This is a genomic window from Mycolicibacterium chengduense (genome assembly GCF_033741155.1).
In the GTDB taxonomy this organism is placed as follows: domain Bacteria; phylum Actinomycetota; class Actinomycetes; order Mycobacteriales; family Mycobacteriaceae; genus Mycobacterium.
Genome location: NZ_JAWQNH010000003.1, coordinates 473827 through 484919, shown reverse-complemented (window position 1 = coordinate 484919; position 11093 = coordinate 473827). Strand labels below are relative to the sequence as shown.

Below are 11093 nucleotides of genomic sequence, written 5' to 3'. Positions count from 1 at the left end.
TGCTGCCCTGCGCGACGCCATCGGCGATAAGCTCGCACCGCCGAGTGGCACCAACCAGGACAGAGAGTGGGTGCGCCATGTACACAGCGATCGCGCGGAGTGTTCGACGGTCTGCCGTGGCCGCCGCACTCGCCACCGGTTTGGCGGTCGTCGGCCTGCCGGCCGCCGTCGCCTACGCCGATGACCTGACCTGCTCCAACGGGGAAGTGGCGTTCGACGGAACGTGCGTGCCACCGACCGACAACACCTCGGCTGCGCTGGGCATCCCGCAGGGCACTATGGGTGACGTCGTTTCCTCGCTGAACAACCCCAGTCTGTTCGATCCGCCATATCAGTTGACCGAAGCAGAAGTCGCGTCGCCGGGGTACAACGCCGGAGCAGGCCATGCCGGTGGCGGTGGAGGCCACGGGCGCTGAGCCTGCCCGCCGGCGCGGTCCGATCGATGCCGGCAAGCCCATTCGCTCAGTCCCGCAAAGCATCCTCGATACGTTGCACCTTCGCCGTCAGCTGTCCACGGTGACCGGGCCGGATATCTGCCTTGAGTACCAGGCTCACCCTGGGCGCGACCGCGACCACGGCCTCCACGGCCTGCTTGACCACCGCCATCACCTCGTCCCACTCACCCTCGATGTTGGTGAACATGGCATTGGTTTCATTGGGCAGGCCCGATGCCCGGACCACCCTGACCGCTTCGGCGACGGCTGCGCCGACACTGCCGTCCTCGTCCCCGCCTGACGGGCTGACACTGAATGCCACCAGCATGGCGGCTACTGCTTGCTGAACGCGGTCGGGCGCACCACCAAGATCACCCGATCGGCCTTGTCGGCGGGTGGTTCGGTCAGCGGCCCGTCGTAGCGATCGTTGAGCTGTAGATAGAACGCCCCCGTCGGGTCGGGGACAATCTCCTCCACGACGCCACGGACCTCCAAGAAGCGGTACGGGTTGTCGGGATCGATCACCGACATCGCCACCGCGGGATTGGCGGTCACGTTGCGGTACTTCTGCCGCTTGGTGGTGTGCGTGAAGCGCAGCACCTCGCCATCCCAGGCGAACCACATCGCATTCACCTGCGGCGTGCCGTCGGGACGCACGGTGGCGAGATGCCCGTACAACGGGCGAACGAGCAGCGATTCATAACCCTCGGGGACGGTGGGCATGGTGATCCTCTCGGTGCGGTCGGTGCCATCTGTACGCATTTCTACCGCGCGTGTGCCCCAACGCGCATCGGCGCACCGTATCGGCAGCCGGACCTCGGGTCGCTCCGACGTCCGGCCGCGATACGTCACCACGCCACGCGCCGAGAACGACCGGATGGTCATTCAAAGCGCGTAAACGCAAGGGGCTGAACGCTTTGCGCGAATCGTTCAACGCCAGATCTGGTGTATCTTCGCCGTCATGGGGGTCACCACGGCCGAACTGAGTCCCGTCGAACGGACGGCGCTGCTCACCGTGTACGCCAGGGCGCTCGACAGTCGCTGGCAGCAACCGATCCTGGGGGACGCGCTCGCCGACGACGTGGTGGGCAAGATCGACTACGACTTTGCCGGTCTCGGCGTGCAGGCCGGCGTGGTCTGCCAAACGGCGCTGCGCGCCAAGATGCTCGACGACCGGATACGCCGATTCGTGCAACGACACCCAGGCGCCGTCGTCGTCGATCTGGGGGGGCCTCGACAGCCGTTTCTACCGGGTCGGCCCCCCGGAATCGGTGGACTGGTACAACGTGGACCTGCCGGCCATCCTTGCGGTGCGCGGCGAAGTTCTACCGGCCCATCCACACGTGCATTCGGTGCCCGTTTCCCTGGCCGACGAACGGTGGACACAAGGCATCCCGGGCGATCGCCCGACGATGCTGGTCGCTGACGGGCTGTTCGCATTCTTACCCGAACAGACGATCGTCAGGCCTTCCGTACCGGCGAACTGGCATTCAACGACTATGGCGGCATCGGTTGGGTCAGCCGTGTCGCGATGAAGATGGCCCCGCAGAAGATGTTCTCGGATGTCGGAAACCAGTGGGGTTATGCCGGTTTCAAAGATGCGCGTCATCCGCAGACCTGGAATCCGCGGATGACGTTGGTCGAGGAGGCGAGTCTGGCGCACCAGCCGGAAGTCGCCCTCTTTCCAGGGTGGATACGCAGCGCGACGAAGTTGATGGGGCGGACCAGGACGGGGGCGCGCAAGGCGCGGATTTTGCGCTACGCGTTCTGACCGGGTTGCACGTTGACAGACGTCTGTGGTCTGGGAAGGTAACCGCAGCCCTGGGCGTAATCGCGGAGCAGGCCACGCAATGCTCGGCGGCCGCGGTGGATTCGCGACATCACCGTGCCCAGGGGCATCCCGGTCATCTGGGCAATGGTCTTGTAGGGCAAGCCTTCTACGTCGGCAAGGTAGACAACGGTACGCTGTGCCTCGTCGATGTGGCGCAGTGCAGCCGTGACCTGATCGTGCGGTAGATGATCGAGCGCGTCGATCTCGGCTGATGCGCAGACCGCTGAGCCGCACGGCCAGTCGTGTGCCAGCTGATCGTCGCTGATGCGGCCGGTCAGGCTTTCCGTCGGACGGCAGAGGCGGGCACGGTGATTGCTGATCCACGTGTTGGTCTGGATGCGATAGAGCCAGGCGCGGACATTGCTGTCGGGACGCAGCCGTTCGAACCCGGCATAGGCCCGCAAGAGCGTCTCCTGGGTGAGGTCCTCGGCGTCGGCGTCATTGCGGGTCAGCTGGCGTGCTTTTCGAAGCAGGGCGTAGGCGTAAGGCAGTACCTCCCGTGCGAAGCGTTCCGTAGGGTTTGCCGCGGAGCCGTTCTCGGTGGTGATGGAGGGTGCAGCAGCCACTGGGTTCATGGGCATCGTCATTCCTTGTCCGGCTGCGGCATCGAAGCGCCGGCTCGATGCGGGTTGATTGATCGGTTATGGACGCCGGGAGTGCGTGCTCACCGTCGGCGCGTCACATGAGTGTCTCAAACGTAGGATGAATTCGGGGCGCTCCGTCGTGTGGTCTTGATTACCTTCACACCCCCATGAGCAGGTCGAACACGTTGTGCAACAGCACAATTGACCGAGAATGAACCGACTGAGCTGCCGGATGGCATGTGGCGGCCCCAGGCAAGGGGGCGATGACCGACCGACTATCGGTGCTGGAGCGACGGGCTAACCCGGTCAGCGGATGCCGCGCCCAACTGGGGCGTCGGCCGGGACCCGGGGGACTGGATGGCGCGCGGACGCGACCTATCCCTGCCGTTGCCGGGCGCGTTCGCGCAAGAGGTACTTCTGCGTCTTGCCGGTGGATGTCTTTGGTAGGTCACCGAAAATGACGTGCTTGGGCGCTTTGAAACGCGCGATGGTGGAACGCACGTGATCGATGATGTCATCGGCCGTCGCCGCACAGCCGGGCTTGAGTGCGACGTGGGCGGCCGGCACCTCGCCCCACTGAGCATCCGGCACGCCGATGACCGCAACGTCGAGGACGGCGGGGTGCTCCATGATCGCTTGCTCGACCTCCACCGAGGCGATGTTCTCTCCACCCGAGATGATCACGTCTTTGCTGCGATCGCGTAGTTCGATGTATCCGTCGGGATGGCGCACACCCAGGTCACCGGTTCTGAACCAGCCGTCTGGTGCCGCCGATTCGGTGGCTTCGGGGTCGTGCAAGTACCCGAGCATCACGTTGTTTCCGCGCAATGCGATCTCGCCAATGCTGATGCCGTCCGCCGGCACGTCGGTGCCGTCGTCGTCGAGAACGCGAATATCGCAGGAGATCATGTTCGCGACGCCCTGCCGGGCTTTCATCTTTGCGCGTGCGTCGACATCGAGCCCATCCCATTCGGGGCGCCAGTCACAGATAGCGGCAGGCCCATAGGTTTCCGTCAACCCGTAGAGATGTGTGATGTCGAAGCCGAGTGCCGTCATGCGTCGCAGGATCGCCGGCGAGGGCGGTGCGCCGCCGGTGGCAACCCGAACCGGCACGCCCTCGATGGTGTCGGCCTCGTCCGCGTACGCCAGCATGGACAGCAACGTCGGAGCGCCGTTGAGGTGAGTGACACCCCGCTCGCGGATCAATCGCCAGATCTCGGAGGCGTCGACCTTGCGCAAGCACACATGGGTGCCGGCCGCGGCTGTGACGGCCCATGGGAAGCACCATCCGTTGCAGTGAAACATCGGGAGTGTCCAGAGAAAGACCGAGGAGGGGGACAATCCGGTGTGACCGACCATGGCCAACGCCTGCAGATACGCGCCGCGATGGGAGTACATGACGCCCTTGGGTTTTCCCGTAGTCCCCGATGTGTAGTTGACGGACAGCAGCTCCATCTCGTCTCTCGGTGTGCGCCGTACCGGCGAGGCTGCTGTCAGCATCTGCTCGTAGTCACCGTGCTGGTCATCGTCGGCGCACACCAGGATGGGTGGAGTGCTCATCTGGGCGTGCACGCGTTCGATGACCTCTGCGTGAACCGGGTCGTAGACGAGTACGGATGTCTGAGAATGGTCGAGCATGTAGGCGATCTCGGTTGCCGAGAGCCGGGTGTTGAGTGCGATGAGTGGGGAACCGGACCATGGCACGCCGAAATGGGATTCCAGCAGAACATGTGAGTTCGGTGCCAACACTGCGACGGGCCGGCCCGCCGACAGCTTCGCCAGTGCCCCGGCGAGCTGTGCGGACCGTTGGTGGAGCTCGGCGTACGTCCATTGGTGTTCGCCGTCGACCACGGCGAGCCGGTCTCCATGACAGCTGGCCGCCCGGTCGAGGTATGCGGTGGGTGTCAACGGTTCGTAACTCATCGACGGAGGTTGCAGTAAGGGGCCACTGGTGTTCATCGCGGCGTCGCTCCTCGGGATCGATGGTGTCGGCACCGACCGGTGCAGGACCGGCTGGAGTGCAGCCGAGTGAACACCGTCGCACGTCTTCAGTCAACGGACGTCGGCGATCTCGTGCAATCTGCCCCCACCGCCGAGTGGCGGGCGTTCGTCGGTGGGCAGATCGATCAGCTTCTGGTTCGGTCGATGAGGTCGTCGAGCAGCGGGGTGATCCGGTAATCGACCAGTTTGCGCATCACCAGTGACGTGGTGGTCTGCTCGACGCCGTCGATGTCCAGGATCTGTCCGGCAATCCGGTAGAGATCATCGGCTTCCCGCGCCACCACATGGACCATCAAGTCGGTCACGCCGGCCAACCCGTGCACTTCGATCACCTCGGGGACCTGCTCGAGGGACGCGGCGATGCTGGCCAGTTTGCGCTGAGTCACCCGGGTCAGGATGAACGCGGTGAGCGGGTATCCGAGGGCGGCGGGATCGATCCGGCGTTCGAGCGACCGCAATACGCCTTGGCTTTCCAGCTTGCTCAGCCGGGCTTGCACGGTATTGCGGGACAGTCTGGTGACGTCGGCGAGGGCGATCACGGTGGCCCGCGGATCGTCGTTGAGCGCCTTGATGATCCTGGCATCGATCGCGTCGACACGCGCTTTGTTTGTCACAATGCCCATCCCGACGACACTCGAGTGCCGGCCGATGAGCAGATTGCATATCCGTCCCGGTGCTTATTGCGCATACGTGGCGCCGATGGTCCACTCAAGATGACTTTTTGCACGAGCGAACCGTACCTCGGCTGACGATTCGTCACCATGATGTCGGGTCCCTTATCCAGGGTTCCGGGACGAGCAGGTTCGCAGACTCACGACCTGAGTCCAGTGCAGCGACACCGTTTCCGCCCCTCGCTCACCGACAAGGATGCTCGATGCCCGGCCACGTCGCAGTGCACAACACCGCCCACCATGTCGACACAACCGCGACGCCGCTTCCCGAGATCGAACAGCGGGTGCTCTGGTTGTCGACCGCGATCATTCACCACGCCAACAGGATTCGACCCAACACCAGCGGCATGAAGGTGGGCGGGCACCAGGCGTCCAGCGCCTCCATGGTGTCGATCATGACGTCGCTGTGGTTCGAACAGCTGCAGCCCGGCGACCGGGTGTCGGTCAAACCGCACGCCTCGCCGGTTCTGCACGCGATCAACTACCTCATCGGTGAACTCGACGCCTCCTATCTGCCCAGGCTGCGCGAGTTCGGCGGTCTACAGTCCTACCCCAGCCGCACCAAAGATCCCGATCCGGTCGACTACTCGACCGGATCGGTGGGAATCGGTGCCACCGCGCCGATCTGGGGTGCGATCGCGCGCCGCTACGTCGACACCCAGATCGGTGCGGTCGGCAGGGGCAGGCAATACTCGCTGGTCGGCGACGCGGAGTTGGACGAAGGTGCGGTGTGGGAGGCGATCCTGGACCCGTCGGTCGCCGACTTGGGCGAGATCGTCTGGATCATCGACCTCAACCGGCAGTCGCTGGACCGGGTGGTGCCCAATATCGCCGCCGGACGGTTGGAAGCCATGTTCACCGCCGCGGGCTGGCAGGTCATCACGGTCAAGTTCGGCGCCCTGCTGGAATCACTGTTCGCCCGTCCGGGTGGTGCCGCGTTGCGCAACAGGATTCTGGACATGCCCAATCCGGAGTATCAGCGACTGTTGCGTTGCGGCGCAGACGAACTCCGTCAGCGCCTGCCGGGGTCGGGTACCGAGGCGCCGGCCATCACCGCTCTGGTGGCTGAGCTGGAGGATGCCGACTTGCTCCAGGCGATCCGTAACCTCGGTGGTCACGATCTTTCCGCGTTGCGCGCGGCGTACGGGCAGATCGACGACACGCGCCCGACGGCGATCATCGCCTACACGATCAAGGGCCGAGGGCTCCCGACTCAGGGCCATCCGCAGAACCACTCCTCGTTGCTCACCGCCGAACAGTACGAACAGCTGGCCACCGAACTCGGCGTCGATGTCGACGATCCCTGGCCACGTTTCGATCCCGACACCCCGGCGGGCCGGCTCTGCGTGCAGACGGGGTTGCGCCTCAAACGTGAACCGATACAGATGATGACCCCACCGCCGATACCCGGCGACCTGGGCCGCACTCCTTCGGGTACCGCGACCACTCAAGCCGCATTGGGGCGCGCACTGCTCGATTTGAGTCGGCAGGCGCCGGAGGCCGCCAAACGGGTGGTGACCGTCAGCCCCGATGTGAGCTCCACGACGAATCTGGCCGGTTGGCTGAACAAGGTCGGTGTCTGGTCTCCGAGCGAACGGCGTAACTGGTTCGACGACGATCCCGAAACCATCATGCACTGGCGCGAACGGCCGAGCGGTCAGCACATGGAACTGGGCATCGCCGAGACCAATTTGGTGGGGCTGATGGGGGAGCTCGGCGCCACCTGGAGCCGGTGGGGACAACCGTTGCTGCCCATCGGCGTGCTGTACGACCCGTTCGTCGAGCGTGCGTTGGAACCGTGGTCGTACGGGATTTATGCGGGCGGCCAGTCGATCCTGGTCGGCACCCCGTCCGGGGTGACGTTGGCCGCAGAAGGCGGCGCCCACCAGTCCATCAAGACGCCCTCCATCGGCTTGGAACAGCCCGGCTGCGTCAGCTACGAACCGGCGTTCGCCATCGACGTCGAATGGACGCTGCTGTCGTGCATAGGCCGCCTCGGCCGTCCCGACGGCACGTCGGCCTATATCCGCTTGTCGACCCGACCGGTGGATCAGTCACTGGCCGCGGTCCCGGAGGACGCGGCGGGGCGGGAACGCCGCCGCCGCCACGTCCTGGCTGGGGGATACGTGCTGCGCAGGGCCGCCCATCCGGCGCTGACGCTGGTCGGGATGGGCGCGTTGATGACCGAGACCCTGGCGGCTGCCGACCGGCTCGCCCAGCAGGGTGTCGGGGCCGACGTTGTCTGCGTCACCAGTCCCGGCTTGTTGTTCGAGGCGTTGCAGGCGCGACAGGGACGCGGTGACGGACCGACATGGATTCTTGATCAGCTGTTCCCGGCGGGCCGGGCCGCGCCGATGCTGACCGTGCTCGACGGCCACCCGCACACCCTGGCGTTTCTTCCCGCGGTCAACGGCGTCGCGGGAATTCAGCTGGGCGTGCGCAGATTCGGTCAGGTCGGCTCGTTGGAGGACGTGTATCGGTATCACGGCATCGACACCGACAGCATCGTCGGTGCGGCGCTCGATCTGGTGGGGACGGTGTGACATGAGCACAGCCGACAGTGAGATTGTGGTGCGGTTGCCCGGGCTGGGCGAAGGTGTCACGGAGGCGACCATCACCCGATGGCTCAAGGCCGTGGGTGATCCCGTAGAACCGGACGAGGCACTGCTCGAAGTGGCCACCGACAAGGTCGACACCGAGATTCCGGCTCCCGCAGCCGGGATCCTCATGCAGATCGTCGAATCCGAGGATGCCGTCGTGGCGGTGGGTGCCGTCGTCGCGAGGCTCGGTATCGCGGCGTCTGCAGACGAGACGCCGGAGGTGCCGGAGGTGCCGGTGCCGGTGCCGCCGCGACCGGTACCCGATTCCGCCTCGGCGCCGGCGCAAGCGGCAAGCCCCACACCTGAATGTCCGGCACAATCCGACGTTGGTGCCGGGGTCGACAGGGTGGAGAAGCTCCCGCGCATTCGCCGCACGATCGCGCGCCGGATGGTCGAATCTCTGCAGACCGCAGCACAACTGACCACGGTCGTCGAAGCCGACCTCACGCTGGTCGCGATTCGGCGCGCGGAGATGAAACAGCAGTTTCACGAGCGGACCGGTGCTCGGCTGTCCTATCTGCCCTTCATCGCCGCGGCCGCGGTCGATGCGCTGGCCGAGCACCCCGTCATCAACGCCACGGTGAACGCCGATTGTTCTGAGGTGACCTACCACGGTTCAGTGCATCTGGGCATGGCGGTGGACAGCCCGAAGGGCCTCATGGTGCCGGTCATCCGTGACGCGCAGCACCGGGGCGTCGTCCAGATGGCTACGGCCATCGCATCGGCGGCCGCCGCCGTGCGCGACGGATCGATCGCACCGGACGATCTGAGCGGTGGCACCTTCACCATCACCAATACGGGGAGTCGAGGGGCATTGTTCGACACTCCGATCATCAACCAGCCGCAATCCGCCATTCTGGGCGTCGGTGCTGTGACCGATCGGCTTGTGCCTGAACGGGACTCCGATGGTGCCCTGCTCATCCGTATCCGGCCCATGGCGTACCTGTCCCTGACCTATGACCACCGGCTGATCGACGGAGCCGACGCCGCGCGTTACCTGACCTCGGTCCGGACGCGATTGGAGTCGGAATCCACCACCGCCGCCCATCGCTGAAGGAGAACCCATGACCCGACCATCGTTCAACCTGTTCACTCTGCCGGCGGAACACCAGGAACTGCGTGCGGCAATCCGTGGGCTCGCCGAGAAGGAGATTGCGCCGCACGCAGCCGATGTCGACGCGAACTCGCGGTTTCCGCGGGAGGCGTTGGCGGCGCTGACTTCCGCACGTTTCAATGCGGTCCATGTCCCCGAAGAGTACGGCGGTCAGGGTGCCGATTCCGTGGCGACCTGCATCGTGATCGAAGAGGTGGCCCGGGTCGACGCAGCGGCGTCGCTGATCCCGGCCGTCAACAAGCTGGGCACCATGGGGTTGATCTTGCGCGGTTCGGAGGAACTGAAGAAGCGGGTACTCCCCGATCTCGTCGACGGGCGGCTGGCCTCGTACGCACTCTCCGAACGTGAGGCCGGAAGTGATGCGGCCGGGATGCGGACCCGCGCCAGGGCCGACGGTGACGACTGGATCCTCGACGGCACCAAGGCATGGATCACCAACGGGGGAGAATCGACGTGGTACACGGTGATGGCCGTGACCGACCCCGATAAGGGCGCTAATGGCATCTCTGCGTTCGCGGTCCATACTGAGGACGAGGGCTTCACCGTCGGTGCGAAAGAGCGCAAGCTCGGCATCAAGGGTTCACCGACCGTCGAGTTGTACTTCGAACACTGCCGCATTCCGGGGGACCGGATCATCGGAGAGCCGGGGGCCGGCTTCAAGATGGCGCTGGCGACTTTGGACCACACCCGTCCGACCATCGGAGCGCAGGCGGTCGGTATCGCTCAGGGTGCCTTGGATGCGGCGATCGAATACACCCAGGGCCGCAGACAGTTCGGGCGGCCCATCAGTGATTTTCAAGGCGTTCAGTTCATGCTCGCTGACATGGCGATGAAAGTTGAGGCAGCCCGCTTGATGGTGTACAACGCCGCGGCCCGCGCCGAGCGAGGTGAGCCCGGCCTCGGATTCATCTCGGCGGCATCGAAGTGCTTTGCTTCTGACATCGCGATGGAGGTCACCACCGATGCCGTCCAACTTTTCGGCGGAGCCGGCTACACCGTCGATTTTCCGGTCGAGCGAATGATGCGCGACGCCAAGATCACTCAGATCTACGAGGGTACGAACCAGATCCAGCGGGTGGTGATGAGCCGCGCCCTCCTCAATTAGTGGGTATCACTCGGGGGAGGAGATGATGCCGTCAGCGCGTGATAGGCGGCGGTGGACATGGTGGCGATGATCGTCTGCTGGTCGAGCCCCTTGTGCAGGGTTGCGGCTGCGTTGAGCATCGAGAAGACGGTCTGGGTCAGTAGCCGCACCGCTGGGTCCGACAAATCGGGGCGCAGCACCGACACGACCGAGATCCATTCTTCGGCATACAGATTCATCGCTCGACGGATTCGTCGTCGATCCGCCTCGGGGAAAGCGTATTCGTTCTTGAGAAAGATCAGCGGGGTCGGAGGTCCTTCCACGACGCTGCGGATATGGAACTCCACCATGGCCGTCAGCGCGGCGTGCGGATCATCCTGTTCTTCGGCAACCTTGCGGGCGAACTCGTGCAGCGTTCCGATGGGATTCTCCACGACGGCGATCAACAGGGCCTGCTTGTTCTGGAAGTGACGATAGAGACCTGGTGCCGAGATGCCCGCCTCCGCGCACACCATCCCGACGGTGACCGAATCATAGGGATGTTCCAGGAAGAGTTCGGCTGCGACCTTCAAGAGGAGCTCTCGCCGAGAACCTCTGGCGGATGGTCGGCCTTCAGTCATGCTCGTCACGATAACCCGCTCGCCCGCGCCGTTCGGTGGTGCGCGGGGTCGGCATCACTCGAACGGGCGTCATCGAAGTGTTCAGTTACCGGATATTAACATCGATGCGCGGAGGATCGTGGAATGAACGCGATCACGTGGCCAGCAGCCATCC

At 64.8% G+C, this 11093-nt stretch carries 10 protein-coding genes and 1 pseudogene; 5 read left to right on the top strand and 6 right to left on the bottom strand.

Annotated elements, in window-relative coordinates; all coding sequences use genetic code 11:
- The first annotated feature begins 116 nt into the window (after positions 1–116).
- Positions 117–416 (top strand): hypothetical protein, encoded by a 300-nt coding sequence (locus SBI67_RS12780; protein ID WP_318980910.1) that lies wholly within the window; start codon positions 117–119, stop codon positions 414–416.
- A gap of 46 nt (positions 417–462) precedes the next feature.
- On the opposite strand, the gene SBI67_RS12775 is transcribed toward SBI67_RS12780, so the two are convergent.
- On the bottom strand, positions 463–762 hold the full coding sequence (locus SBI67_RS12775) for a thiamine-binding protein (RefSeq protein WP_318980909.1): 300 nt from the start codon (positions 760–762) through the stop codon (positions 463–465).
- A gap of 5 nt (positions 763–767) precedes the next feature.
- Positions 768–1157, bottom strand: coding sequence for a PPOX class F420-dependent oxidoreductase (locus SBI67_RS12770; RefSeq protein ID WP_318980908.1), 390 nt, complete (start codon positions 1155–1157; stop codon positions 768–770).
- A 238-nt stretch (positions 1158–1395) separates the two neighbouring features.
- Between SBI67_RS12770 and SBI67_RS12765 the strand changes: the two are divergent.
- Positions 1396–2205: pseudogene (locus tag SBI67_RS12765) on the top strand (class I SAM-dependent methyltransferase).
- Here SBI67_RS12765 and SBI67_RS12760 read toward each other — a convergent pair.
- From SBI67_RS12760 to SBI67_RS12750, 3 genes are all read right to left on the bottom strand, one after another.
- Positions 2193–2852 (bottom strand): sigma-70 family RNA polymerase sigma factor, encoded by a 660-nt coding sequence (locus SBI67_RS12760; RefSeq protein ID WP_318980907.1) that lies wholly within the window; start codon positions 2850–2852, stop codon positions 2193–2195. The pseudogene SBI67_RS12765 and the gene SBI67_RS12760 sit on opposite strands and share 13 nt — an antisense overlap.
- A 372-nt stretch (positions 2853–3224) precedes the next feature.
- Positions 3225–4772, bottom strand: coding sequence for an AMP-binding protein (locus tag SBI67_RS12755; protein ID WP_318980906.1), 1548 nt, complete (start codon positions 4770–4772; stop codon positions 3225–3227).
- Between the two features lie 203 nt (positions 4773–4975).
- Positions 4976–5473, bottom strand: coding sequence for an Lrp/AsnC family transcriptional regulator (locus SBI67_RS12750; RefSeq protein ID WP_318980905.1), 498 nt, complete (start codon positions 5471–5473; stop codon positions 4976–4978).
- A gap of 251 nt (positions 5474–5724) precedes the next feature.
- Between SBI67_RS12750 and SBI67_RS12745 the strand changes: the two genes are divergently transcribed.
- Genes SBI67_RS12745 through SBI67_RS12735 form a run of 3 tightly spaced genes read left to right on the top strand, consistent with a single transcriptional unit; the run spans position 5725 to position 10340 of the window.
- Complete coding sequence (locus SBI67_RS12745; RefSeq protein WP_318980904.1) at positions 5725–8064, top strand: thiamine pyrophosphate-binding protein; 2340 nt, start codon at positions 5725–5727, stop codon at positions 8062–8064.
- Between the two features lies 1 nt (position 8065).
- Positions 8066–9175 (top strand): 2-oxo acid dehydrogenase subunit E2, encoded by a 1110-nt coding sequence (locus SBI67_RS12740; protein ID WP_318980903.1) that lies wholly within the window; start codon positions 8066–8068, stop codon positions 9173–9175.
- A gap of 10 nt (positions 9176–9185) precedes the next feature.
- Positions 9186–10340 (top strand): acyl-CoA dehydrogenase, encoded by a 1155-nt coding sequence (locus SBI67_RS12735; RefSeq protein ID WP_318980902.1) that lies wholly within the window; start codon positions 9186–9188, stop codon positions 10338–10340.
- Here the strand turns inward: SBI67_RS12735 and SBI67_RS12730 are convergent.
- A complete protein-coding gene (locus tag SBI67_RS12730; RefSeq protein WP_318980901.1) occupies positions 10337–10939 on the bottom strand; it encodes a TetR/AcrR family transcriptional regulator in 603 nt (200 codons plus the stop codon). The two genes, SBI67_RS12735 and SBI67_RS12730, sit on opposite strands and share 4 nt — an antisense overlap.
- Positions 10940–11093: the final 154 nt, after the last annotated feature.

Bases quoted from the DNA above. Each gene is read 5' to 3' on its own strand.
- SBI67_RS12775 (WP_318980909.1), bottom strand. From the start codon at position 762: ATGCTGGTGGCATTCAGTGTCAGCCCGTCAGGCGGGGACGAGGACGGC.
- SBI67_RS12770 (WP_318980908.1), bottom strand. From the start codon at position 1,157: ATGCCCACCGTCCCCGAGGGTTATGAATCGCTGCTCGTTCGCCCGTTG.
- SBI67_RS12760 (WP_318980907.1), bottom strand. From the start codon at position 2,852: ATGACGATGCCCATGAACCCAGTGGCTGCTGCACCCTCCATCACCACC.
- SBI67_RS12755 (WP_318980906.1), bottom strand. From the start codon at position 4,772: ATGAGTTACGAACCGTTGACACCCACCGCATACCTCGACCGGGCGGCC.
- SBI67_RS12750 (WP_318980905.1), bottom strand. From the start codon at position 5,473: ATGGGCATTGTGACAAACAAAGCGCGTGTCGACGCGATCGATGCCAGG.
- SBI67_RS12745 (WP_318980904.1), top strand. From the start codon at position 5,725: ATGCCCGGCCACGTCGCAGTGCACAACACCGCCCACCATGTCGACACA.
- SBI67_RS12740 (WP_318980903.1), top strand. From the start codon at position 8,066: ATGAGCACAGCCGACAGTGAGATTGTGGTGCGGTTGCCCGGGCTGGGC.
- SBI67_RS12735 (WP_318980902.1), top strand. From the start codon at position 9,186: ATGACCCGACCATCGTTCAACCTGTTCACTCTGCCGGCGGAACACCAG.
- SBI67_RS12730 (WP_318980901.1), bottom strand. From the start codon at position 10,939: ATGACTGAAGGCCGACCATCCGCCAGAGGTTCTCGGCGAGAGCTCCTC.